23 protein-coding genes are annotated in these 23,917 nt (G+C 69.8%); 14 read left to right on the forward strand and 9 right to left on the reverse strand.

The genetic code is table 11. The annotated features are described in order from the left end of the window. The first annotated feature begins 71 nt into the window (after positions 1-71). Positions 72-821: an SDR family oxidoreductase gene (locus AC3A6G_RS14175; protein ID WP_487873911.1), complete on the forward strand. Its 750-nt coding sequence runs from the start codon at positions 72-74 to the stop codon at positions 819-821. A 2-nt stretch (positions 822-823) separates the two neighbouring features. Here AC3A6G_RS14175 and AC3A6G_RS14180 read toward each other — a convergent pair whose 3' ends face one another. The 7 genes from AC3A6G_RS14180 to AC3A6G_RS14210 all read right to left on the reverse strand — a co-directional run bounded on the left by AC3A6G_RS14180 (position 824) and on the right by AC3A6G_RS14210 (position 8,491). Next, positions 824-4,003, reverse strand: a complete 3,180-nt coding sequence (locus tag AC3A6G_RS14180; protein ID WP_487873912.1) for an efflux RND transporter permease subunit — start codon at positions 4,001-4,003, stop codon at positions 824-826. Positions 4,004-4,023: 20 nt separating this feature from the next. Continuing rightward, a complete protein-coding gene (locus AC3A6G_RS14185) occupies positions 4,024-5,346 on the reverse strand; it encodes an efflux RND transporter periplasmic adaptor subunit (protein ID WP_487873913.1) in 1,323 nt (440 codons plus the stop codon). After that, on the reverse strand, positions 5,343-6,620 hold the full coding sequence (locus AC3A6G_RS14190; protein ID WP_487873914.1) for a TolC family protein: 1,278 nt from the start codon (positions 6,618-6,620) through the stop codon (positions 5,343-5,345). The genes AC3A6G_RS14185 and AC3A6G_RS14190 overlap by 4 nt, the downstream gene beginning before the upstream one ends. 109 nt (positions 6,621-6,729) lie before the next feature. Continuing rightward, positions 6,730-7,113: a cation efflux protein, CzcI family gene (gene czcI / locus AC3A6G_RS14195; RefSeq protein ID WP_487873915.1), complete on the reverse strand. Its 384-nt coding sequence runs from the start codon at positions 7,111-7,113 to the stop codon at positions 6,730-6,732. A gap of 55 nt (positions 7,114-7,168) precedes the next feature. Beyond that, positions 7,169-7,612, reverse strand: coding sequence for a lysozyme inhibitor LprI family protein (locus tag AC3A6G_RS14200; protein WP_487873916.1), 444 nt, complete (start codon positions 7,610-7,612; stop codon positions 7,169-7,171). Between the two features lie 8 nt (positions 7,613-7,620). Further along, positions 7,621-8,214 carry a hypothetical protein gene (locus AC3A6G_RS14205; protein WP_487860270.1) on the reverse strand — a complete coding sequence of 198 codons (594 nt, stop codon included), beginning with the start codon at positions 8,212-8,214 and terminating at the stop codon, positions 7,621-7,623. A 13-nt stretch (positions 8,215-8,227) separates the two neighbouring features. Then, positions 8,228-8,491: a DUF1272 domain-containing protein gene (locus AC3A6G_RS14210; RefSeq protein WP_487873917.1), complete on the reverse strand. Its 264-nt coding sequence runs from the start codon at positions 8,489-8,491 to the stop codon at positions 8,228-8,230. Positions 8,492-8,622: 131 nt separating this feature from the next. Here AC3A6G_RS14210 and AC3A6G_RS14215 point away from each other — a divergent pair, with 131 nt between their 5' ends. Further along, positions 8,623-9,402 carry an SDR family NAD(P)-dependent oxidoreductase gene (locus AC3A6G_RS14215; RefSeq protein ID WP_487873918.1) on the forward strand — a complete coding sequence of 260 codons (780 nt, stop codon included), beginning with the start codon at positions 8,623-8,625 and terminating at the stop codon, positions 9,400-9,402. 25 nt (positions 9,403-9,427) lie between these two features. Here AC3A6G_RS14215 and AC3A6G_RS14220 read toward each other — a convergent pair whose 3' ends face one another. Continuing rightward, on the reverse strand, positions 9,428-10,387 hold the full coding sequence (locus AC3A6G_RS14220; RefSeq protein WP_487873919.1) for a Bug family tripartite tricarboxylate transporter substrate binding protein: 960 nt from the start codon (positions 10,385-10,387) through the stop codon (positions 9,428-9,430). A 176-nt stretch (positions 10,388-10,563) separates the two neighbouring features. Here AC3A6G_RS14220 and AC3A6G_RS14225 point away from each other — a divergent pair, with 176 nt between their 5' ends. Continuing rightward, the gene (locus AC3A6G_RS14225; protein ID WP_487873920.1) at positions 10,564-11,445 is read left to right on the forward strand and encodes an SMP-30/gluconolactonase/LRE family protein; all 882 of its coding nucleotides are present in this window, start codon (positions 10,564-10,566) and stop codon (positions 11,443-11,445) included. Positions 11,446-11,454: 9 nt separating this feature from the next. Here AC3A6G_RS14225 and AC3A6G_RS14230 read toward each other — a convergent pair whose 3' ends face one another. Then, positions 11,455-12,357 (reverse strand): LysR family transcriptional regulator, encoded by a 903-nt coding sequence (locus AC3A6G_RS14230; RefSeq protein ID WP_487860265.1) that lies wholly within the window; start codon positions 12,355-12,357, stop codon positions 11,455-11,457. 99 nt (positions 12,358-12,456) lie between these two features. Between AC3A6G_RS14230 and AC3A6G_RS14235 the strand changes: the two genes are divergently transcribed. From AC3A6G_RS14235 to AC3A6G_RS14285, 11 genes are all read left to right on the forward strand, one after another. After that, positions 12,457-13,557, forward strand: a complete 1,101-nt coding sequence (locus AC3A6G_RS14235) for an LLM class flavin-dependent oxidoreductase (protein WP_487860264.1) — start codon at positions 12,457-12,459, stop codon at positions 13,555-13,557. 9 nt (positions 13,558-13,566) lie between these two features. Next, the gene (locus tag AC3A6G_RS14240; protein WP_487860263.1) at positions 13,567-14,517 is read left to right on the forward strand and encodes a flavin reductase; all 951 of its coding nucleotides are present in this window, start codon (positions 13,567-13,569) and stop codon (positions 14,515-14,517) included. A gap of 39 nt (positions 14,518-14,556) precedes the next feature. Further along, a complete protein-coding gene (locus AC3A6G_RS14245; RefSeq protein WP_487860262.1) occupies positions 14,557-15,735 on the forward strand; it encodes an acyl-CoA dehydrogenase family protein in 1,179 nt (392 codons plus the stop codon). Between the two features lie 6 nt (positions 15,736-15,741). Continuing rightward, entirely contained in the window at positions 15,742-16,857 is a 1,116-nt protein-coding gene (locus tag AC3A6G_RS14250) for an acyl-CoA dehydrogenase family protein (RefSeq protein ID WP_487860261.1), read from the forward strand. Next, complete coding sequence (locus AC3A6G_RS14255; RefSeq protein WP_487860260.1) at positions 16,854-17,615, forward strand: enoyl-CoA hydratase/isomerase family protein; 762 nt, start codon at positions 16,854-16,856, stop codon at positions 17,613-17,615. The genes AC3A6G_RS14250 and AC3A6G_RS14255 overlap by 4 nt, the downstream gene beginning before the upstream one ends. Positions 17,616-17,785: 170 nt before the next feature. Continuing rightward, a complete protein-coding gene (locus AC3A6G_RS14260) occupies positions 17,786-19,918 on the forward strand; it encodes an acetate--CoA ligase family protein (protein ID WP_487860259.1) in 2,133 nt (710 codons plus the stop codon). After that, positions 19,915-20,676 (forward strand): SDR family NAD(P)-dependent oxidoreductase, encoded by a 762-nt coding sequence (locus tag AC3A6G_RS14265; protein ID WP_487860258.1) that lies wholly within the window; start codon positions 19,915-19,917, stop codon positions 20,674-20,676. The genes AC3A6G_RS14260 and AC3A6G_RS14265 overlap by 4 nt, the downstream gene beginning before the upstream one ends. Further along, entirely contained in the window at positions 20,673-21,056 is a 384-nt protein-coding gene (locus AC3A6G_RS14270) for a VOC family protein (RefSeq protein ID WP_487860257.1), read from the forward strand. Before AC3A6G_RS14265 ends, AC3A6G_RS14270 begins: the two co-directional genes overlap by 4 nt. Further along, positions 21,053-21,607 carry a nuclear transport factor 2 family protein gene (locus tag AC3A6G_RS14275; RefSeq protein ID WP_487860256.1) on the forward strand — a complete coding sequence of 185 codons (555 nt, stop codon included), beginning with the start codon at positions 21,053-21,055 and terminating at the stop codon, positions 21,605-21,607. The genes AC3A6G_RS14270 and AC3A6G_RS14275 overlap by 4 nt, the downstream gene beginning before the upstream one ends. Continuing rightward, on the forward strand, positions 21,604-22,893 hold the full coding sequence (locus tag AC3A6G_RS14280) for an SDR family NAD(P)-dependent oxidoreductase (protein WP_487860255.1): 1,290 nt from the start codon (positions 21,604-21,606) through the stop codon (positions 22,891-22,893). The genes AC3A6G_RS14275 and AC3A6G_RS14280 overlap by 4 nt, the downstream gene beginning before the upstream one ends. Continuing rightward, on the forward strand, positions 22,890-23,900 hold the full coding sequence (locus AC3A6G_RS14285; RefSeq protein ID WP_487860254.1) for a Bug family tripartite tricarboxylate transporter substrate binding protein: 1,011 nt from the start codon (positions 22,890-22,892) through the stop codon (positions 23,898-23,900). Before AC3A6G_RS14280 ends, AC3A6G_RS14285 begins: the two co-directional genes overlap by 4 nt. Positions 23,901-23,917 lie beyond the last annotated feature (17 nt).

Below are 23,917 nucleotides of genomic sequence, written 5' to 3' on the forward strand. Positions count from 1 at the left end.
CTCCCGATTGTAGAAAGTCCGTCCCGGTCCTTCTATCGTCGAGGCCTCACACACCACCAGCAAGGAACACCATGAACACCGCCACCGTCCTGATCACTGGCTGCTCGTCCGGCTACGGCCTGCAGACCGCCCGCCATTTCCATGCCATGGGCTGGCACGTCGTCGCCACCATGCGCACGCCGCGCGGCGATCTTCTGCCCGACTCGCCGCGCATGCGCGTGCTGCCGCTCGATGTCACGCAGCCCGCGAGCATCGCAGCCGCACTCGAAGCGGCCGGGCCCATCGACGTGCTCGTCAACAACGCGGGCATCGGCCTCTTCGGCGCATTCGAGGCCACGCCGATGGCCACGGTACGCGAGCTCTTCGAGACCAACACCTTCGGCGTGATGGCGATGACGCAGGCGGTGCTGCCCGCCTTTCGCGAGCGCCGGCGCGGCGTGGTGGTGAACGTGACATCGAGCGCCACGCTGGCGCCGATGCCACTGGTGGCCACGTACACCGCCAGCAAGACGGCGATCCAGGGCTTCACCGCCTCGCTCGCGCACGAACTCGCGGGCTTCGGCATTCGCGTGAAGCTCGTCGAACCCGGCTATGCGCCGACCACGCGTTTCGCCGCCAACGGCGAGGCGCGCATGCAGGGGCTGGTGACCGAAGCCTATGCACCCTTCGCGCAGTCGGTCTTCGAGATGTTCACGACGATGCCGGCCGTGACCACCGAAGCGGACGTCGCCGAGGCCGTCTGGCAGGCGGCCACCGACCCTGGTGACCGCCTGCACTTCCCGGCCGGCGCCGACGCCCTTGCGCTCGCGGCGGGTGCCTGAGTTCAGCCCGCGGCGGCGTCCGGCTCGGCGAGCGCTTCTTCCGCTTCCTCGGCGCGCCGGTGCACCATGCGGTAGAGGATCGGCAGCACGAAGAGCGTCAGCGCGGTCGACGAAAGAATGCCGCCGATCACCACGGTGGCCAGCGGGCGCTGTACCTCGGCACCGGTGCCCGTGGCGATGGCCATCGGCACGAAGCCGAGCGACGCCACGAGCGCGGTCATCAGCACGGGCCGCAGCCGCGTGAGCGCGCCTTCGCGGATCGCGGCGTCGAGCGGCATGCCGCCTTCGCGCAGGTTGCGGATGAACGAGATCATCACCAGCCCGTTCAGCACCGCCACGCCCGACAGCGCGATGAAGCCGACCGCGGCCGAGATCGAGAGTGGAATGCCGCGCATCCAGAGCGCCACGATGCCGCCCGTGAGCGCGAACGGAATGCCGGTGAACACGAGCAATCCGTCGCGCACGTTGCCGAACATCGCGAACAGCAGCATGAAGACCAGCAGGAGCGACACCGGCACCACCACCTGCAGCCGGCGCGTGGCCGACTGCAGGTTCTCGAACTGGCCGCCCCAGGTGGTCCAGTAGCCCGGCGGCACCTTGACCTTCTGTTGAATCGCCTCTCCGGCCTCGCTCACGAACGAGCCCAGGTCGCGCCCGCGCACATTGGCGCTCACCACCACGCGGCGCTTGCCGTCTTCTCGGCTGACCTGGTTCGGACCGGGCGCGAGCCGCAGCGTGGCGACTTCGCCGAGCGGGATGAAGTGGGTCTTGGCCCCGCCGGCCGCATCGCCCGAACGCGGCAGCGCCAGCGGCAGGCGCTGGATGGCCGCGATGTCGCCGCGCAGCGCCTCGGGCAGCCGCACCAGGATGTCGAAGCGCCGGTCGCCCTCGAAAAGCGTGCCGGCTTCGCGCCCGCCCACGGCGATCGACACGGTGTCCTGGATGTCCGAGATGTTGAGCCCGTAGCGCGCCGCCTTGCCGCGGTCGATGTCCACCGTGAGCATCGGCAGCCCCGTGGTCTGCTCGACCTTGACCTCGGCCGCACCGCTCACGGCGCCGAGCACGCCGGCGATCGCGTTGGCAGTGTCGTTCAGCACGTCCATGTCGTCGCCGAAGACCTTGACGGCCACGTCGCTGCGCACGCCCGAGATCAGCTCGTTGAAGCGCAGCTGGATCGGCTGCGAGAGTTCGTAGCTGTTGCCGGGTAGCGCGGCCAGTTCCTCCTGCACCGCGGCCAGCAACTCATCGCGGGTCTTGCGCGGCGTGGGCCACTGGTCCATCGGCTTGAGCATCACGTAGGCGTCGGAGATGTTCGGCGGCATCGGGTCGGACGCGATCTCGGCCGTGCCGGTGCGCGCGAACACGCGGTCGATTTCGGGAAAGCGCTCCTTGAGCCTGCGCTCGAGCTGCATCTGCATCTCGACCGACTGGCTCAGGCTGGTGCCTGGGATGCGAAGCGCCTGCACCGCGAAGTCGCCTTCGTTGAGGCTCGGCACGAACTCGCTGCCCAGCCGTGTGGCCACCAGGCCCGACAGCACCACCGCCACGATCGCGAAGGCGACCACGACCGGCCTGGCATTCATCGCGCGGTCGAGCAGCGGCGCGTACGCGCGGCGTGCCCATTGCATGAGACGGTTCTCCTTCTCGGCCACCTTGTGGCCAATGAAAAGGGCGACCGCCGCAGGAATGAAGGTGATCGAGAGGATCATCGCGCCGAGCAGGGCGACCACCACGGTGAACGCCATCGGGTGGAACATCTTTCCTTCGACGCCGGTGAGCGCAAAGATCGGCAGGTACACGATCATGATGATCAGCTGCCCGTAGAGCAGCGGCCGGCGCGCTTCCTGGGCCGCGGCAAACACCTCGTGGAAGCGTTCGCGCCGCGTCAGCGCGCGCCCGGCATGGGCCTGCGCATGCGCGAGCCGCCGCACGCAGTTCTCCACGATGACCACCGCCCCGTCCACGATGATGCCGAAGTCGAGCGCGCCCAGGCTCATGAGGTTGGCGCTGACCTTCTGGCTCACCATGCCGCTGAAGGTGAACAGCATCGACAGCGGAATCACCATCGCGGTGATGAGCGCGGCGCGGATGTTGCCGAGAAACAAAAACAGCACGGCGATCACCAGCACCGCGCCTTCGAGCAGGTTCTTCTTGACCGTGTCGATCGCTTTGTCGACGAGCACCGTGCGGTCGTACACCGTGACCGCCTTCACCCCCGCGGGGAGCGTGCGGTTGATCTCCTGCATCTTGAGGTCGACGGCCTGCGACACCGAGCGGCTGTTCTGCCCGATCAGCATGAACACCGTGCCGAGCACGACTTCGCGGCCGTTGTCGGTCGCCGCGCCGGTGCGCAGCTCGCGGCCGATGCCGACCTCGGCCACGTCGCGCACACGGATCGCGACGCCGCCGACATTGCCCAGGATGATGTTGTTCAGGTCCTCGATGCCGCGGGCCTGGCCCGGCGTACGGATCAGGTACTGTTCGCCGCGCCGCTCGATGTAGCCCGCGCCCACGTTGGCATTGTTGCGCTCGAGCGCGCTCACCACGTCGGCCATGGTGAGGCCGTAGGACGACAGGCGTTCCGGGTTCGGCGCCACCTGGTACTCCTTCTCGAAGCCGCCGATCGAGTTGATCTCGGTCACGCCGGCCACGTTGCGCAGCTGCGGCTTGATGATCCAATCCTGCACCTCGCGCAGGTCGGTCGGCGTGTAGGGCGTGCCGTCGGCCTTGCGCGCGCCCTCGTCTGCCTCCACGGTCCAGAGGTAGATCTCGCCGAGACCGGTCGAGATCGGCCCGATGGCCGGGCTGATGCCGTCCGGCATCTGGGTGCGCGCCGACTGGATGCGCTCGTTGACGAGCTGCCGCGCGAAGTAGATGTCGGTGCCGTCGTCGAAGATCACCGTGACTTGCGACAGGCCGTAGCGCGACAGCGAGCGCGTCTGCTGCAGGCCGGGCAGGCCGGCCATTACGGTTTCGATCGGATAGGTGATGCGCTGCTCGGCCTCGAGCGGCGAGTAGCCCGGCGCCTCGGTGTTGATCTGCACCTGCACGTTGGTGATATCGGGCACGGCGTCGATCGGCAGCTTCTGGTAGCTGTAGACGCCGAGCCCCGCCATCGCGGCGACCGCGAGCAGGACCAGCCAACGCTGCGCGATGGCGAAGGTGATGATGCGTTCGAACATGTGTTCTTCGTTCCGTGGGCTCAGTGGGTGTGCGACGCGGAGCCCTTGCCCTGCTCCGCCTTGACGATGAAGCTGCCTGCGGCGGCATGCGCGGCGCCGGCTTCGAGCCCTCTGACGATCTCCACGCGCTTGCCGTCGGTGCGCCCGGTCTGCACCGGGTGCGCCATGAAGCCGCCGTCCACCTTGACGAAGACCGTCGGCTTGCCGTCGATGGTCTGCAGGGCTTCGGTCGCGACCGTGACCGGCGCACGGGTCTCCTCGGCGACGACCTCGACGTTCACGAACAGGCCCGGACGCCAGGCGAGGCTGGGGTTCGGCAGCACCACGCGGGCGCGCGCGGTGCGCGTTTGCTCCCCGATCAGCGAACCGACGTAGGCCACCTTGCCCTCGGCCGCCGCATCGAAGGCGCTCGCCCGCACCATGACCTGCTCGCCCACGCGCACGCGCGGCAGGTCGCCGGCACCAATGTTCATCTCGGCCCACACGGTCGAGAGGTCGGAGACCGTGAAGACGTTGGCGTCTTCCTTGACCGCTTCGCCGAGCGCGATGTGCTTCTCGACCACCATGCCGTCGAAGGGTGCGCGAAGCTCGTAGCGCCCGAGGGTGCCCGCCGAGGGCGTGGCGCCGAGCGCCTGGAGCTTCTGGCCGGCGTTGGCCGCGGCGATCTCCGCCTCGCGCAGCGCCTGCCGCGCCTGCAGCACGTCCTGCTCGGGCGAGATCTTCTCCTCCCAGAGCTTCTTCTCGCGCGCGTAGGTGGTTCTCGCGAGTTCGAGGCGCTTCTGCGCGGCGTCGAGTTCGCTGCGCTGCTCGGACACTGCGGCGCTCGAGATCACCGCCAGCACCTGGCCCTTCTTCACCTGCTGGCCGAGATCGGCCGATACGCGCTCGACCACACCCGCAACGCGCGGCACCACGTGCGCCGTGCGGTCTTCGTTGAAGCGGATCTCGCCGGGAAACTGCAGCACCTGGCGCAGGGTGGCCTCGGTGGCGGTCTCCAGCGCAATGCCCGCGGCCTTGGCCTGGGCTTCGGACATCGCGATCTTGCCGGGCTCCTTGGCATGGGCGGCTTCGCCCTTGCGGGCGCCTTCTTCCTTGTGGCCGCCCTCTTCCTTGTGGTCGTCCCCTTCCTTGTGGTCGCCCCCTTCCTTGTGGTCGCCCCCTTCCTCATGGCCCCCAGCTTCGCCGTGGCCGTCCTTCTCATGCGCATGCTCGCCGGCCGGCGCTTCGTCGGCGCCCGAGCGCAGGATCATTGCGCCGGCGGCGAAACCGATGACGACGATGAGCGCCACCATGATCCATTGCTTGGGGCCGGTCCGGCGGGGGGATTTCTGTTCAGATTTCATGGTCGATCCTGGGATGAGGTTGCGGCAAGCGGCACGGCGGACGTGCCCATCAGACGGTCGATGTCGGCAGCGGCGCGATGCGCGTCGCCGAGCGCCTTGAGATGCTGGGCGCGGGCCTGGAAAAGCGTGCGCTGCGCATCGAGCGCTTCGAGAAAGCTGAACTTCCCATGCTCGAAGCCGCGGCTCGCGGCATCGAAGGCGCTCTGCGCGCCGGGTACAACTTCACGCTGCAGCGTCTCCGCTTCGATGTGCGCGGTTGATAGCCGCTGCTGTGCGAGCAGCAGTTCCGCGCGCAGACGCACCGCGACCGCGTCCGCCTCGTCGCGTGCCTTGTCCTCGCGGCGCAATGCCTCGCGCAGGTTGCCGCGATTGCTGTCGAAGATCGGCAGCGGCACCGAGAGACCGATCAGCACCTGGTCGCGGCTCGAATCGGGTGTGCGCTTCGCGCCGAGCGTGAGCGTGACATCGGGCACGCGCCTGGCACGCTCGATCGACGCGAGTGCGCGCCGGCGCTCGACTTCCAGCGCCGCCAGCCGCAAGGCCGGCGTCTCGTCCAGGCGCCCAACCAGGTCCGCGCTGCGAATCGGCGGCAGGCTTTGCGCACTGCCGTCGAGCCGAGACAGGTCGAGATCGGCAACGCCGATCGCGCTGCGCAGGCTGTGCAGGCTCGCTTCACGTTCGCTGCGCGCCTGGGCCAGCTCGACGGCCACGCCGGCGGCGGCGACCTTCGCCTTGGTTTCCTCGACCGGCGACACCTTGCCGGCCGCGACGCGTTTGGCGGCGCCCTCGCTGCCGCTTCGGGCCAGCCGCAGCAGCGCCTCGGCAAGCCCGACACGCTCCTGCGCGACCAGCGCCGCGAAGAAGGCCGAAGTCACGCCTGCGCGAACCTCCACTTCGCGGACCTCCCGCTGAGCCTGCGCCACTTCGCGTGCGCGTTCGGCCGCATCGATGCGCGCCGCGCGCTTGCCGCCGAGTTCGATCGGCTGGCTCAGCAGGATCGTGGTGGTGCGCGTTTCACGCCGCGTGTCCTCGATCTCGATGCCGAGCGTCGGATTGGGCAGCAGCACGCCGGCCTGCTCGCGGGCCGCGTCCACGGCCTCGATCTCGCGCGACGCAGCACGCAGGTCGGGATGCCGCTCGACCGCGAGCGAGACGGCGCGCGTGAGTGTCAGCGGACCTGCGGTCGCTGGCGCAGCCGCCACAGAGGGCTGCGCCAGCGAGGGATTGATTGCCAATGCCGCCAAAAAAGCCAGCGGCATAAATAGCCTGTGCATCGAATTCTCCAGGTTGTGAAAGGAACAACGGGGGAATCCGGCGCGCGCATGTCAACGAATCATCCGAAGATGAAGACGAGGGAAAAGGGGTCGGGGGCAGCGCGCCGGACTAGCCGACGCGCACCCAGTTGGGGCGATCGATGCGATCGGCGCCGAGCGCCGCAGGCCAAGGAGGCGCTGGGCTGGCGAAGTGCTGGCGCAGGTCCAGCGTGCAGTCAGGCATCGCGCTCGCGAACGGCTTGGCGCAGCCGAGATGGCAGACGCTGCAGTCGCCGTGGTCCAGGCCGAGCGGCGCGGCGCTGTCGCCATCGCTGTCCGGTGCCATCTGCGAGGCTTTCACCGTGGCGCCCTGCCCGTCGGCATGCTCGTGCGAATGATGGCCGAGGTGCCACGCCTTCGCATCCTGCTCGTGCTGGCAATAGCCCGCCGCACCGGCCCAGGCGAACTGGAGCGGCAGCACGAACAAAAGGAGGACCAGGAACCAGCGGCGCATCGTCGAAGTATATCGACGGGGTTTGCGCCGCCTTCAGCAAAGCCCTTACGCAGCCTCAACGCGCGCCAGGTATCGCGCAGCTCGCGCGCTCCTGCTCATCGGCCGCGCTGCTGCATTTCAGAAGGTCTTCGAAATCATTGGCACGGCTGGCGGTCAGCCCGGCCACACAGCTGGAAACGTTCATCGGCTGCATGCTGCCATCGGCGCTGCGCACGGTCCGCAAGGTGCATTCGGCGTCGCGGAAGGCCAGCCATTTCTTCTGGGCATCGACCAGCAGCTTGCTGGTGCGCGGGTCGGCTTTCAAGCGCGCCTGCATCTGCTTGTACAGCTGGTTGAGCCGGGTGTCGGCCTGCTTCAGGTCGGCTGCGGCACAGGCATTCAGCTGGGCCTGGGTCTGGGCCTTGTCCATGCAGGCATCGTCGGCTTGCGCTGGCGACACGAGCGCCGTCGACATCGCGAGACCCAGCCACCAGGCCGCGCGTTGGGCAATCATTTTCATAGGGGTCCTCAATCCAGCGTGTCGAAGAGACGGAAGATCCACGACAGCTGGTAGACCAGCATCGCGGCGACGAAGAGTCCGTGGAAGCGCCGGCTGCTGCTCATTGCCGCCGCGACGCAGAGCAGCACGAGCACCGGCGTGCGGATCAGGTACTCGAACCCGAAACGCGCGAAGTGCGCTTCGCCCTTGATCAGGGTGTCGACCACATCGAGCAGGAAGGTCGCGCCCAGCAGGCCGAAGAACCAGGCGCGCCGGGCATAGAAGTAGTCCTCGTAGCTCTCGTAGTCGCGCATGCTGTCGGGAAAGAGCAGCGCGCACAGCAGGAACAGCACGACCGCATAGCTGACGAGGAAGGCATAGGTCCCGAAGGTCCAGACATGGACCTGGAACAAGCCGAACTCCCACCACCAGAAATGCACCAGCGCCAGCAGTACGGAACCGACCCAGGCCAGGTGCACCGCATAGAGCCGGTACTGGGCCGGATGCTGCACGATGCGCGCCACACCCGAGAGCAGGCGCGTGAGGCCGAGGCCAATCACCATGCCCATGACGATGCGGATGTGCGGAAAGATGTCGTGCGCGGAAAGAACCTCTTGCTGCATGCCGGAACGCGCGTCAGGAAGCTGCTACTGCTGATGCCGCAGCGCAGCCTTCGGGCTTGAACACCCGCGTGGTCGAGGCCGGGTACTTCGCGAGCTTGGCCGCAGGCCGCGGCGGGCGCGGCAGCAATGCGCCGCCACAGTTGGGGCACGTGCCTGCGAGCTTGTGGCTCGCGCAATCGCTGCAGAAGGTGCACTCGAAGGAACAGATGCGGGCATCGGTCGAATCGGCCGGCAAGTCGCGGTCGCAGCACTCGCATCCGGGGCGCATTTGAAGCATGGCGAAACCTCGAGGGAAGTGGGATCGGTGAAGCTTAAACGAAGGCCGCAAAGGAGGTTTTCGCTTTCATCAACGCCATCCCGCGGGCCGGTGCCTAGACTGCGCCGACTCGATTTCAAGGCCAGCACTCGATGACGCAACACACGCCCCTGCCACCCACTTTCGACAACACGGTCGCGCTCGTGAGCGGCGCGAGCCAGGGCATCGGCCAGGCCATTGCGCACCGCCTGCTCGAAGCCGGCTGCCGCGTGGCGCTCACCGACGTTCAGTTCGACGGCGCCCGGCAGGCAGCGGCTGCGCTCGACCAGTCGTTCACCGGAAGCTGCCGCCCCTACGCGCTCGATGTGCGCGACGCCGCGCAATGCCGTGCCGTGGTCGCCGACCTCGATCGCACCTGGGGCCCGGTCGGCGTGCTCATCAACAACGCGGGCGTGGGTGGGCGCAGCAAGTCCGAGGACGCCGCCGAACTTGCCGAAGACCTCGACCGCGTGATGGCCGTCAACGTGAAGGGCCTGCTGCAGCTCACGATGAGTTGCGCCGAAGGCCTCAAGCGGACCCGCGGCGCGGTGGTCAACGTGGCTTCGATCACCACGCTGGTCGCCACCCGTGCGCACCTGGTCTACGGCGCATCGAAGGGCGCGGTCGGGCAGCTCACGAAATTCCTGGCACGCGACTTCGGACCGAACGGCGTGCGCGTCAACGCGGTGGCGCCGGGCCTGGTCATGACGCCGATGACCACGCAGGTCGCGCAGGACACCGCGCGCTTCTCGCGGATGGTCGAGCGCACCTTCCTGCAGCGCGCGGGCGCGCCCGACGACATCGCGGGGCCGGTGGTCTTCCTCGCGTCGGACCAGGCGCGCTATGTGACCGGCGCCATCCTGCCGGTGGATGGAGGCTACACCGCCAACTGAGGCCCCGCCGCGGCGGCCCGCACGTTCATTGCTGCTTTGGCAGGTTCAGGCCGCGCAGCACAGGTACCCAGCGGTCGAACTCGGCCTGCACGAACTTGGCGAGCTCTTCGGGTGTGCTGCCGCGCGGCTCCATGCCCATGGCACGCGCCTTGGTGACGAATGCGGGGTCGGCGATGACCTCGTTCACCGCCTTGTTGAGACGCTGGACCGCGTCGGGCGGCGTGGCCGAGGGCACCGAGAGCGAATACCAGAGCAGCGCCTCGAAGTCGAAGCCCTGCTCCTTGAAGGTGGGCGCATCGGGCACCTGCGGCAGCCTGCGGCTGTCCATCACGCCGAGCACGCGCAGCTTGCCGCTCTGGATCAGCGACAGCGAACCCGTGATCGAGGTGCCGTCGATGTCGATGGTGCCGCTCAGCAGGGCCTGGATCGCGGGCGCATCGCCGTTGAACGGCACATGCGTGGTCGAAATGCCGGCCATCTTCTCGAAGCTCAGCGGCGCGAAGTTGGTCATGATCGCCTCGCCCGGCGAACCGCGGTTGATCTTGCCGGGGTTGGCCTTGGCATAGGCCACCATCTCCTTGATGTTCTTGTAGGGCAGGTCCATGCGGCCGATGACGATCGCGGGCTGGTAGCCGATCTGCGTGACCGGCGCGAAATCTTTTTTCGGGTCGTAGGGCAGCTTGTCGAACAGCACCGTGTTGTTGGCCAGCGTACCGAGCGAGGACACCAGCACCGTGTTGCCGTCGGGCTTTGCGCGCGCCACGTGGTCGGCCGCCACGATGCCGCTGGCGCCAGGCTTGTTCTCGACGATGACCTGCGTGCCCTTCTTCGTCAGCTCGGCGGCGAGCAGCCGCACGTACTGGTCGGTGCCGCCGCCCGCGGCGAACGGCACCACGAGGCGCACCGCCTGCTGCGCATGGGCCGCCGTGCCCGCCACGAGGCAGAGGCCGAGCAGCGCGCGCGCGATGAACTTGAATCGAGCCATTTTTTGTCTCCTGTTTCGCTTGAATCGAGGCCGGCGAAAAGGGGCCTGACCGGGCCCGTTCTTCCGGCCGCCGAGGCAGTCTAGCGAGCGGCGGCGCCGGTGCGCTGCAAGGACTGAAAAGCTGCTTTGCGCCGGCCGCAGCCGCCCGCGCACGCGTCGGCGCCACACTGCAGGCCATGAAGGAACCGGCCGTTTGCATCCTCGGGGAAACCCGCGACCTGCTGGGCGAGAGCCCGTTCTGGGACGCGCGAACCGGCTCGCTGTGCTGGATCGATTCGTTCGGCGGCACGCTGCACCGCCGCCGCCTCGCCGACGGCGAGGCCGAACGACATGACCTGCCCCCGCCCGTTGGCGCCGCCGCGCCTTGCGAGAGCGGCGCGGTGCTCGTGTCGCTGCAGCACGGCTTCGCGCGCTACGACCTCGCCACGCGGCAGCTCGAACCGATCGCAGGCATCGACACCGACCACCCCGACGTGCGCCTCAACGACGGCAAGTGCGACCCCTGGGGCAACTTCATCGCCGGCACGCTGCATGGCCACCGCGCGCCCGGCGACCCGATCCTCGGCGGGCTCTACCGGCTTCGGGCCGACCGGCGCGTGGAACGGCTGGCCGACGGCTTCGCGCTCGCCAACGGCCCCTGCTTCAGCCCCGACGGCCGCACCTTCTACGTCGCCGACAGCCTTGCGTGCACGATCTGGGCCTTCGACTACACCCCCGACGGCCCGCTCGAGAACCGGCGCGTCTTCGCCGACACCGAACCCTTCGGCTCGGGTCCCGACGGTGCCACAGTGGATGCCGAGGGCTTCGTCTGGACCGTGCTGCCGCGTGCGGCGCGCATGGCGCGCCTGGCGCCCGACGGCCGGCTCGACCGCACCGTGGCGCTGCCCGCGACCTACCCGAGCAGCCTGTGCTTCGGCGGCGAGCGCCTCGACCGCGCCTTCGTGACCTCGATCTCGAAAAGCACCAACCTCACCGGCACCGCGCCGCAGGACGGCGCGCTGCTCGAAGTGCGCGGCCTGCCCGCGCCGGGGCTGCCGCCGCACCGGTTCGCCGGCTGAAGCCACGCGTCAACCCTCGCGCAGCGCCTCGGCGATGAAATCGACGAACGCCCGCACCTTCAGCGGCAGCGTACGGCTGTTGCGGAACACCGCATAGATGCCGTTGGAAAACGCGCGCACCGCAAAACGGTGGTCGGGCAGCACGCGCACCAGCGTGCCGTCGTGCAGGCAGCTGCGTACCGTGGCTTCCGACAGCAGTGCAATGCCCATGCCGCCGATGGCCGCGAGCCGCAGCACTTCGCCGTTGTTCGCGCTCAGCACCCCCTGGATCGCGAGTTCCTGCTGCTGACCCTCCTCGTCGATGTATTTCCAGGTGGTGGCCTCGCGCTCGCGCCGATAGGTGAGGCAGCGCACCTCGGTGAGGTCGCGCGGGTGGCGGATGCGCTTGTGCACCTTCATGAACGCAGGGCTCGCCACCAGCACCTCGTCGCTGCTGAGCAGCCGCTTGATGACGAAGCTCGAATCGTTCGATTCGCCGGTGCGGATGTCGACGTCGAAATCCTGCTCGACCAGGTTGACCGGATGCTCTGAAAGCTCCAGCTCGAGCTGGATGTCGGGATGGCGCTCGGCAAAGCCCGGCAGCAGCGGTGCGATCACGCGCAGCCCGAGCTGGGTGCGCGAATGGATGCGCAGCCGCCCCTCGGGCAGCAGCTTCGCGTTGCGAGCGGCCTCCTCGGCACGCGCCATCGCCTCGAGCACCTCTTCCGCATGCTCGAGAAAGGCCTGGCCGGCCTCGGTGACCTTGAGGTTGCGGCTGGTGCGGTCCACCAGCTGCACGCCGAGTTCTTCTTCGAGCGCGCTGATGCGCCGCGAGATGGTGGCGGGCGACAGGCTCAGGCTGCGCCCCGCGGCCGAGAGGCTGCCCTTCCTCTGGACGATCACGAAGATGCGCAGCGAGTCGAGGGCTTTCATTTCAATCCACGCAAAGAAGGTGTGCGAAGCATGGTGCGCCGCGCGCGCACCCCGCTCCTACGATTCCCGGCACGCAACCAGCCTACAAGGAGCCCAGCGATGGATTTCGGAATCTTCATATTGATGCAGCAACGGAACAAGCATAAGACCTCCCACCAGATCCTTCGCGACGCGGTGGAGCAGACGCGCCTCGCGGACGAGCTGGGCTTCGGCGCGGCCTGGTTCGCCGAGCACCACTTCAGCAACTACGGCATGTGCTCGTCGCCGCTGACGATGATCGCGCACTGCGCCGCGGCCACCCGCAGGATCCGGCTGGGTACCGGCATTGTCGTCGCACCGCTGTACACCCCGGCGCGGCTGATCGCCGACGTGGCCATGGTCGACCAGCTCTCCAACGGCCGCCTCAACCTGGGCATCGGCTCGGGCTACCAGCATTTCGAGTTCGAGCGCTTCGGCGTCTCGCTCGAAACGGCCAAGGGTCGCACCTTCGAGATGCTCGACATGCTCGAGATGGGCCTGAAAGAGCCCAAGTTCGGCTACGACGGCGAGTTCTACCAGCAGCCGATGAGCGCCATCAGCCAGCGCGCGGTGCAGCAGCCTATGCCGCCGATGTGGATCACGAGCGTCGACCCGGCGTTTCTCTCGCGCGCGATTCGCGCCGAGCACCACGTGTTCGTCTCGGGCGGCGACGGCGGCCTCGAGAAGCTCGCCGGCACGCGCGCGCTGATCGACAAGGTGGCACGCGCCGAAGGCAAAGACCCGGCGGGCGTGCAGGTGGGCCTGCTGCGCGCCGCTTACGCGAGCGACAACAAGGACGAGGTCGAGCGCTACCTCGACTGCGCGCGCTACCAGCGCCGCATTGCGGTGAGCCTGAAGCGCCGCACCGCGCAGATCGCCGACGACTACCAGGTCGAGGAAGGCATCGTCGAGGGCGAGCCCACGCTCGACGAGATGCGTGCGCTGCTGCCCGTGGGCAGCATCGACACGGTGATCGAGCGCGTGGTGAAAGAGATCCGCACGCTCAAGCCCGTGCACTACTGCTTCCAGACGCAGATGGGCGACTTCGACCATCCGACCATGCTGCGCCAGCTCGAGACCTGGGCCAAGGTGATCATCCCCGCGGTGCAGCAGGAGATCGCCAACGACCCGCCGCACGCGGGCGGCAAGGCGGTGGCGAGCGAACTCGCCGCCGCGGCCTGAGGCGGCGCCATGTCCGGCGAAGTCGTCGAACGCGCCGCGCAAGGCGCCCCGGCAGCGGTCGAGCCCACGCTGTTCCGCCAGCTGCTCGGCTGCTTCCCGACCGGCGTGGCCGTGATCACCACGCGCACGCCTGAAGGCGAGCCCGCGGGCCTGACCTGCAACTCGTTCAGTTCGGTGTCGCTCGAGCCGCCGCTGGTGCTGTTCAGCCTGCGCAAGGCAAGCAAGCTGCTCGCGACCTTCGAGCAGGCCGAGGGCTTCGCGATCAACATCCTCTCGGCGCAGCAGGACGCGCTCTCGGCGCGCTTCGCGTCGAGCCGCATCGCCGACAAATTCGAGGGCGTCGCCTGGCGCCCCGGCCAGCTCGGCATGCCGCTGATCGACGACTGCCTCGCGAGCTTCGAATGCCGCGTGTTCGCGCGCCACGAGGCCGGCGACCATGTGGTGTGCATCGGCGAGGTGCGCCACCTCGGCGCCGGCGCCGCCGACCATGCGCTGGTGTTCTACAAGGGCGCCTACATGATGCTGGCCGAGTCGCTGCGCCAGCTCGTGCTGCAGGGCCGGCTCGGCGACGCCGATGTCGACGAGGCCTACCGCACGCTCTACGGCACGTTGCTGCGCCTGGCCTGCGAGCGCGCCGACGAGGCCGAGCTCGACGCGGTCGAGGCCGCGGTCGATGCGATCGAGGCCCATGCCGACGATGCACCGCGCAAGGACCGCATCGATTCCGCGAGCCGCTTCTTCTCTGCCATCGCCGCCGCGGGCCACAACGAGGCACTGACGCTGATGGCGCAGACGATGACGAGCGTGCTGCGCGAGCGCATGACGCACGTGCTGCCGGTGCGCCCGCGCCCCGACCTTTTTCCGCTGCGCCGGAACATCGCCGCGCGCCTGCGTGCGCGCGATGCCGCGGGCGCCGCGGCCGCGCTCGACGAGCTGATCGCGCAGCTGCGCAAGGGCTGACAGGCCCGCGACCACGACATCCAAGGAGACAGAAAAATCATGTCCATCGACTACGCCGCGTTCCGGCGCGAACTCGACGCCTTCGCCCGCACCGCCTGCCCGCCCGAGATCCGCGCGGTGGTGGCCGCGGGCCAGAAGATCACCAAGCGCGAGTACCAGGCCTGGCAGAAGATCCTCCATGCGCGCGGCTGGGGCGCGCCGAGCTGGCCCGTCGATGCCGGCGGCACCGGCTGGGACATCCGCCAGCGCCTGATCTTCGAGGAGGTGATGGCCGAGAACGACTGCCCGCCGCTCTACCACCACGGCCTCGGCCACATCGGGCCGGTGATCATCCGCTTCGGCACGCCCGAGCAGAAGGCGCGCTTCCTGCCGCGCATCCTCGACGGCAGCGACTGGTGGTGCCAGGGCTATTCCGAGCCGGGCTCCGGCTCCGACCTCGCTTCGCTCTCGACCAGCGCGCGGCTCGATGGCGGCGAATGGGTCGTCGACGGCCAGAAGATCTGGACCTCGCATGCCCACGAGGCCAGCATGATCTACATGCTGGTGCGGACCTCGAAGGAGGCGAAGAAGCAGGACGGCATCTCGCTGCTGCTGGTGCCGATGGACACGCCCGGCATCACGGTGCGGCCGATCCGCACCATCGACGGCTGGCACCATCTCAACGAGGTGTTCTTCGATGCGGTGCGCGTGCGCGCCGACAACCTGATCGGCGAGGTCGGCAAGGGCTGGACCTGCGCCAAGTTCCTGCTCGAGCGCGAACGCCTGCCGCCGGCCAACGTGGCGCGGCTCGAACTCGTGCGGCGCCAGGTGGCGCGGCTGGTCGACGAGGCCGCGCGCGCCGCCGCGGGCAAGCGCGACTTCAGCAGCCTGCACCACAAGCTGCTGCTGTGCGAGGCCGACGTGAAGGGCGCGCGCGTGATGATGGCCGAGGCCACCGACGACCTGATCCACCAGCGCCCGCTCGGCGTGCAGCCCTCGGCCATCAAGATGACCTGCGCCGACGTGGCCCAGCGCCTGACCACGATCGCGCTCGATGCGGTCGGCCCCGAGGCCGCGCACCGCTTCCTGGCCCTGGTCAACGACGACGGCGGCGAGGGCACCGACGTGCCGGCCGCCACCTGGATCCAGAACTACATGTTCACGCGCGCCCGCACCATCGCCGGCGGCACCTCCGAAGTGCAGCGCAATGTGGTCGCCAACGAACTGCTCGGAGCCTGACACCCGATGTCCACATCCTTCCCCTCCCTCTTCCCGGGCATGCTGCTCGATGCGGCCGAGCGCTATGCGCAGGACCACGCCGGCGCGGCCGAACTGCCGGGCGACCCGGTGCGCGAACTCGGCTGGGCCGCGACGCTGGTGCCAGAGGCGTCCGGCGGCGTCGGTGGCACGCTGGCCGACCTGGCATCGATCGCCGAAGGGCTCGCCACGCACGGCCTGCAACTGCCGGTGGTCGAAACCTGCGCGGTCGTACCGCTGCTGCTGCAGGCCGCCGCGCCCGAGGCCGCCCACCGCTGGAGCCAGGCCGTGGCCGAGGGCAGCGCGCAGGTCGCGCCGCTCGTGGCGCTGTCTTCCACGCCCGACGAGATCGCGGTGCAGGCACGCCACCTCGACATCGGCTACGAGCTCGACGGCCGGGTGAACGGCGTCGACGTCTCGCTCGCGGCCACGCACTGGCTCGTGCCCGCCGAGGTCGATGGCGAGGCGGCGATCTTCCTCGTCGATGCCGAACGCATCGGCGCGCCCGCGGCGCGCTACCGCACGATGGAAGGCCGGCACGGTGCCGACTTTGCTTTCACGGGCCTCGCGCTGCCCGAAAGCGCCTGCCTCGCGCGCGGCGATGCGGCGCGCGCCGCGCTCGCGGCCACCACCGATGCTGCGCTGCTGCTCACGGCCGCCGACACGGTGGCCGCGCTCGCGGCGCTGATCCGCCAGACCGTCGCGCACCTGAAGGAGCGCCGCCAGTTCGGCGTGGCGCTTGCCACCTTCCAGGTGCTGCGCCACCGCACGGCCGACATGTACGTGAAGTACCTCGGCGCCAAGGGCCTCGTCGCGCACTGCTTCCAGGCGCACGACCAGCAGGCGCCCGACCTGCGCCGCACGCTGCGGCTCGCCAAGGTGTCGCTCGCCGAAACCGCGCGCCACTGCGCCGAGGCCGCGATCCAGATGCACGGCGGCATGGGCGTGAGCGAAGAGGTGCTCGCCACCCGCCTCGCGCAGCGCCTGATCGCGTCCGAGTTCCGCTACGGCGACCGCCTCACGCATGCCGCGCACCTGCACCCGGTGGCGGCCGACGCGGCGCCTTCCCCTGTTTCTTCCAACCTCACCGGGAGTGCACGATGACCGTCCACCTTGAAGTTTCCGAATACATCGCCGTCGTGCGCCTCGACAAGCCCCCCGTCAACGCGGTCGACCGCGAGACGCGGCGCCGCCTCATCGACGCCTTCGACGAGATCTCCGAGCGCGGCGACGTGCGCGTGGCCATCCTCACCGGCACGGGCAAGCACTTCTGCGCCGGCGCCGACCTCAAGGACCGCCCCGATCCCGACAAGGCCGGCGACTTCCTCGGCCACAACCGCCTCACGCGCGAGACCGGCAACGCGATCCGCGAATGCGCCAAGCCCGTGATCGCCGCGGTCAACGGCCCGGCGCTCGGTGCCGGCTTCGGGCTCATGGCCGCGTGCGACATCTTCCTCGCAGGCGAGGATGCGACCTTCGCCATGCCCGAGATCAACGTGGGCCTGGCCGGCGGTGTCTCGATGCTGCGCACGATGGTGGGCCGCTCGTTCACGCGGCGCATGTTCTTCACCGGCATGAAGGTGCCGGCCGCCGAGCTGTATCGCCGCGGCGTGATCGACGAGGTGGTGCCCACCGAGCGGCTGATGCCGCTCGCGATGGAGATCGCGCAGGAGATCGCATCGAAGGCGCCGCTCGCGATCGCCTATGCCAAGCAGGCAGCCAACATGATGGACCTGATGCCGCAGCGCGACGGCTACCGCTTCGAGCAGAACTTCACGATGGCGCTCTCGAAGACCGAAGACGCCCAGGAGGCGCGCCGCGCCTTCCTCGAGAAGCGCCAGCCGGTCTACAAGGGCCGCTGAAATGAAACAGGGCACCACGTTCAGCACGCCAGGCTCCTTCCCCCTCTGGGGGAAGGCTGGGATGGGGGCAGGCACGGCGCTCGCGGGTTTAGCGCCGCTGGCCCCCACCCCCACCCTCCCCCGGAGGGGGAGGGAGCAACTTCGGCTGCGCAGCGCCATGGAAAACTGAAATGCAAATACAAAACGAAGTCGGCCGCGGCCTCGATGCGCTCTTCAGTCCGCGCTCGATCGCGATCTTCGGCGCCTCGGACGACGTGACGAAGATCGGCGGCCGGCCGCTGCAGTTCCTGCAGAAGTACGGCTATCGCGGCGCGATCTACCCGATCAACCGCAAGGGCGGCACGGTGCAGTCGCTGCCCGCGTTCGCGAGCCTTGCCGAGCTGCCGCAGGTGCCCGAACTCGCGGTCATGGCGGTGCCGCCGGAGAGCGTGCTCGAGGCGGTGCGCGACTGCGCAGCGCGCGGTGTGCGCGCGGCGGTCATTCTGTCCTCGGGCTTCTCCGAAATGGGCGAGGCCGGCGCGCGGCTGCAGGCCGAGATCGGCGACGTGGCACGGGCTTCGGGCCTGCGCGTGGTGGGGCCCAACTGCCTTGGCGCGATCGGCGTCGCCGAGCGCAGCATCGCCACCTTCTCGGTCGCGCTCGAATCGGCGTTCCCCGACACAGGCCCCGTGGGCATCGTCTCGCAGAGCGGCAACCTGGGCAGCTACACCATGCGGCTTGCGGTGGAGCGCGGCATCGGCATCAGCCGGCTCCTGACCACGGGCAACGAATGCGATGTGGACATCGCCGACGGCATCGCCTCGCTGGCCGCCGGCCCGGGCACCTCGGTGATCCTGTGCTGCATGGAAACCTGCCGCCACGCGGGCAAGCTGGTGCGCGCGCTCGCGATGGCGCGCGAAGCGGGCAAGCCGGTGATCGTGCTCAAGGTCGGCGTCTCCACCGCGGGCAGCGAGGCCGCCGCTTCGCACACCGGTGCGCTGGCGGGTTCCGATGCGGTCTTCGATGCGGTGCTCGCCAACGCCGGCGCGCTGCGCGTGCCGAGCATCGAGCAGCTCATCGAGGTCGGACATGCGGTTGCGGTGGCCGGCGCCGCGGGTCTTCCGCGCGGCAACCGGGTGGCGCTGGTCACGGCCTCGGGCGGCTTCGGCGTGCTGATGGCCGATGCGGCGAGCGCGCAGGGCCTCGCGCTGCCAAAGCTCGCGGCGGACACGCAGGCGCGCATCGTCGCGGCGCTGCCCTATGCGTCGCCCCGCAACCCGGTCGACATGACGGCGCAGGTCTCGAGCCGGCCCGAGCTGCTGGTGCAGGTGCTGTCGGCCGTGGCCGAGGACCCGGGCTGCGATGCGATCCTGCTGCAGTCGGCCTATGCGTTCCAGATGCCGCGGCTGCGCGACGTGTACCTCGCCGCGCTCGATCAGGTGCGCCGCGACCATCCTTCCAAGCCGATCCTGTTGTGCTGCAAGGCGCCGTGCGACACCCTCGCGCAGCTGCACCGCATGGGCCTTGCCACGGTCGAGACCATCGACGCGGCTTGCGCCACGCTCGCGGCGCTGGTGCGGCTCGGCACGCGCGGTGAGGTCATGCCCGTCGCTGCGGCGCTGCCGCCTGCCGAGCCGCTGCCGGCCGGAGCGTTCGCGAACGAGGCCAACGCCAAGGCGGTGCTTGCGCAGGCCGGTCTTCCGATGTTGAAGGAAGCCGTGGCGACGAGCCGGGAGGCGGCACTCGCTACCGCGCGCGACATCGGCTTTCCGGTGGTGCTCAAGATCGTCTCGCCCGACATCGCGCACAAGACCGAGGTCGGCGGCGTGGTGGTGGGCATCGCCTCCGAAGCGCAGCTGCAGGACGAATACGACGCCCTGCTCGCGCGCGTCGCGCAGAAGGCACCCGGCGCGCGCATCACCGGCGTGCTGGTGGCGCAGATGGCGCCCGCCGGGACCGAGCTGATCCTCGGCACCACGCGCGACCCGGTGTTCGGGCCGGTCGTGATGGTGGGCCTGGGCGGCATCTTCGCCGAGGTGCTGCGCGACGTGGCGCTGCAGCCCGCGCCCGTCACCGAAGACCAGGCACTGCAGATGCTGCGCTCGCTCAAGGCCTTCGCGCTGCTCGACGGCGCGCGCGGCCGGCCGCGTGCCGACGTGGCGGCGGCCGCCCGCGCGGTGGCAGCGCTCTCGCGCTTTGCCGCGCGGCATGCACAAAGCGTTGCCGAGATCGACATCAACCCGCTGGTCGTGCTCGACCAGGGACAAGGCGCCTTCGCGCTCGACGCCCTGCTGGTGCCAGAAGCAACCAAGGACACCCCATGAACGCATCCTCCCTCGAAGGCCGCGTGGCCTTCATCAGCGGCGCGGGCCACGGCATCGGCCGCGCCACGGCGCTCGCCATGGCACGCCTCGGCGCCACCGTCGGCGTCAACGACCTGAAGCCGGAATTCGTCGAAGAGGCCGCGGCCGAGATCCGTGCGCTCGGCGGCAAGGCCATTCCGCTCGCGCGCGACGTGGCCAGCCGCGAGGGCATGCGCGAGGCCGTGCAGCAGCTCGCGCGCGAGGCCGGGCGGCTCGACATCCTCGTCAACAACGCCGCCTGGGTGCGCTACCAGCCGCTGGCCGAGATCACGCCCGAGGTGATGGACCGCATGGTCGAGATCGGCTTCAAGTCGGTGATCTGGGGCATCCAGGCCGCGGCCGAGGCGATGGACCCCGCGCGCGGCGGCGCGATCGTCAACGTGGCCTCGATCGCCGCGTTCAAGTCGCCCGCGCGCTCGGTGGTCTACAGCGGGCTCAAGGCCGGCGTGCTCGGCATCACGCGCGCCGCGGCGGCCGACCTGGGCGCGCGCGGCATCCGCGTCAACGCCGTGGCGCCGGGCGCTGTGCCCACCGAAGGCACCGCCAAGCACCGCAATGCCGAACTCGACGCGAAGCGCATCGCGCGCACGCCGCTGGGCCGGCTCGGCACGGTGGGCGACATTGCCGACGCGATCTGCTTTTTGGCCGGCGACGGCGCGCGCTTCGTCAATGCCGAAGTGATCCGGCTCGACGGCGGCGCCTCGGAGACCTCGCTGTGAGCGCGCCCGTGTCCGCGCATGCGCCCGAGCGGCTGCAGAACGTCTATGTGGTGGCCGATCGGCCGGCCGAGTTGCACGCCTTCTATGCGTCGGCGCTCGGTCTCACGCTGAAGTTTCACGACAAGGACCGCTGGTTCCAGTACGGCGTGGGCAACACCAGCGTGGCGCTGGCCTGCCGCGAAGAAGCCGCACCCGCGACCAGCGGGCTGGTGATGGTGTTCGAGGTCGCCGGCTTCGACGGGGCGCGCGAGCGCATCGAAGCCGCGGGCGGCGAAGTACTCGGCACGCGCGACATGGGCGCGCACGGCGAGGTCATGTCGCTGCGCGATCCCGAAGGCAACGTCGTGCAGCTGTTCCGCCGCGCGAAGGCAGCCGGATGAACCCCGCGGCTGCACTGCAGTCGCTGCTCGACCGCGAGGCCATCCGCGATTGCCTCGCGCGCTACTGCCGCGGCATCGACCGCGCCGACGAAGCGGCGCTGCGTTCGGCCTACTGGGACGACGCGGCCGATTGCCACGGTGCCTGGAACGGCAGTGCGGCCGGCTTCATCGCTCAGGCGCTCGCACGGCTGCGCCAGGGCGGGCGCCGCGTGCACCAGGTGACGCAGGTCGGCATCGAGCTGCATGGCGACGTAGCCGCCGTGGAGAGCGCGTTCTTCGCGTTGCAGGCGCCCGCCGCCACGCCCGCGCAGGAGACTTTTCTCTGCGGGCGCTATGTCGATCGCTTCGAGCGGCGCGGCGGCGAGTGGCGCATTGCGGCGCGCACTGTCGTGTACGACTGGATCGAGGAACGCACTCGCCCCGAGCTCGCGCAGGACGACGCGGCGTTGTTCGTGCAGCGACAGCCCGTGGGTCGCGCGGCCCCGGACGATGCGGTCTATGCGCTGCTGGCGCAGGTGCGCGGCCATGGCGCCGCGGAGGCCGCTGCGTGATCACCGGCGGCGGCGCAGCGCCTTGCGTGCTCGTCACGGGCGCGGCGGCGGGCATCGGCCGCGCCGCCGCGCTGCGCCTCGCACGCGCGGGCTGGCGCTGCCTGCTCGTCGATGCCGACGCGGCGGCACTGCAGCGCCTGCAGGCCGGCTGGCCCGTGGCATGCGCCGCGCCGCAGGCATTCGTCTGCGACCTGACGGACGCGGCGCAGATCGCGCGGCTCGCCGAGGCACTGCCGCCGCTCGATGCGCTGGTCAACAACGCCGGGCGCTCGGCCGGCGGCGCCGACGCGCTCTCGGGCGGCGACGGCGGGTCGGCCGCGCAGTTGCTCGCGCTCAATCTCGTCGCACCCGCACGGCTCGTGCAGGCTTGCGAGCCGTTGCTGCGCCCCGGCGCGCGCATCGTCAACCTTGCCTCGGGCGCGGGCCTGCGCGCCATTCCGTGGCGCGGGCTCTACAGCGCCAGCAAGGCCGGACTGATCGCGCAGACCTTGGCGCTCGCGCGCGCGCGGCCCGACTGGTGCGTGACCGCGCTGTCGCCGGGTTTTGTTCGCACCGAGCTCGTGCAGGGCCTGATCGACAGCGGCCGCCTGCAGCCCGCGCAGGCGGTGGCGAAGATCCCGCTCGGACGCATGGCCGAACCCGAGGACATGGCCGAGGCCCTGTGCTTTCTTGCGAGCCCCGGCGCGCGCCCGCTCTCGGGCCAGTTGCTGGTGCTCGACGGCGGCTCGTCGGTGTATGGCGGCAGCGAACCGCTGCCCGCGGCGATCCGGCCGGCGCTGCCTTTCGATCTGCCCACGGCGCTGCGCTGCATCGACCTGCATGCGCCCACCTGGCGCAGCGCGCTCGATACACGCGAAGCCGCGCCTGTGCGAGCGAGCCGAGCGACCGACACGGTGGCCTACACCGCCGTGCTCGACGGTGCCGCGTTCGACGCTGCACCCGGTGCGGTGCTCGACGCCGCGTTGCGCTCGGCGCGGCGCTTTCGCGCGCAGCATTCAGCGCAGGCCAGCCTCACCCTGCTGCTGCCGGCGCCCTCGACAGACACACCCTGGGCGCAGGCCGGCGACGCGGCCGCCGCGCACATGCTCGTCGACACGCTCGCGGCCGAATGGGGCGCGCACGGCTTGCGCATCAACGCACTGCAGCCCAAACCCGGTGTGGCGGCAAGCGACTGCATGCCGCTGCTCGACTACGTCGCGGGCGCCCGCGCGCAGTTCCTCACCGGCCAGGTGCTGCACCCAGGCGCCGAACGATCCCATACCAACGACAAGGAGACATCGACATGATTCGTCACCCCTCTTCTTCTCTACTTCGCCGCCGCAGCCTGCTGGCCGGCGCCGCCGCTTCGCTGCTCGCGCTGCCGGCACGCGCCCAGGGCCCCGCGCCGAGCGGCGGCTGGCCGCAGCGCCCGATCCGCCTCGTCGTGCCCGGCCCACCCGGCGCGGGCTCGGACATCTTCGCCCGCATGCTCGGCGTGGCGCTGCAGACGGCGCTCGGCCAGCCGGTGGTCGTCGACAACAAGGCCGGCGCCAACGGCCTGATCGGCAACGACGCGGTCGCCAAGGCCGCGGGCGACGGCTACACCGTGCTCTTCACGCCCTCGTCGGCCATCTCGATCAATCCGATCGTGCAGCCGAAGATGCCCTACGACACGCAGAAGGACCTGGTGCCCGTGGCGCAGATCGGCGCCGCAGGCATCCTGCTCATCGCCCATCCGTCCACCGGCTTCAAGTCGCTCGCGGACATGGTGCGCCATGCCAAGGCCAACCCCGACAAGCTCGCCTACGGCTCTTGGGGCAGCGGCTCGACGGGCCATCTGGCGATGGAAGGCATCAAGGCGCACTACGGCCTCGCGATGCCACACGTGCCGTACAAGGGCGCCGCGCAGGTGGTGACCGACGTGCTCGCCAACAACATCGGCGTGGCCTTCGCCGACATCGCCTCGCCCGTGCCGCACATCCGTTCGAACCGGCTGGTGGCGCTCGGCTGCACAGGCTCCGCGCGCGGGCCCGCGCTGCCCGAGGTGCCGACGCTCACCGAGCAGGGCTATCGGTTCGACGTCGACGGGTGGTACGGCGTCTTCGTGCCTGCGGGCACGCCGCGCGAGATCGTCCTGCGCCTGAACCAGGAGATCAACCGCATCCTCGCGACCGACGAAGTAGTGCAGAAGTTTGCGACCCAGAACATGGCGCGCCCGCCGATCAAGAGCGCGGACCAGTTCGCGGCGACGGTGCGGCAGGACATCGAGACCTGGCAGAACCTGGCGAAGGTGGCGAAGCTCAAGATCGATTGATCAGCGCGCGGGCGCGC

It is taken from the genome of Variovorax sp. Soil_C_26 (genome assembly GCF_057657075.1).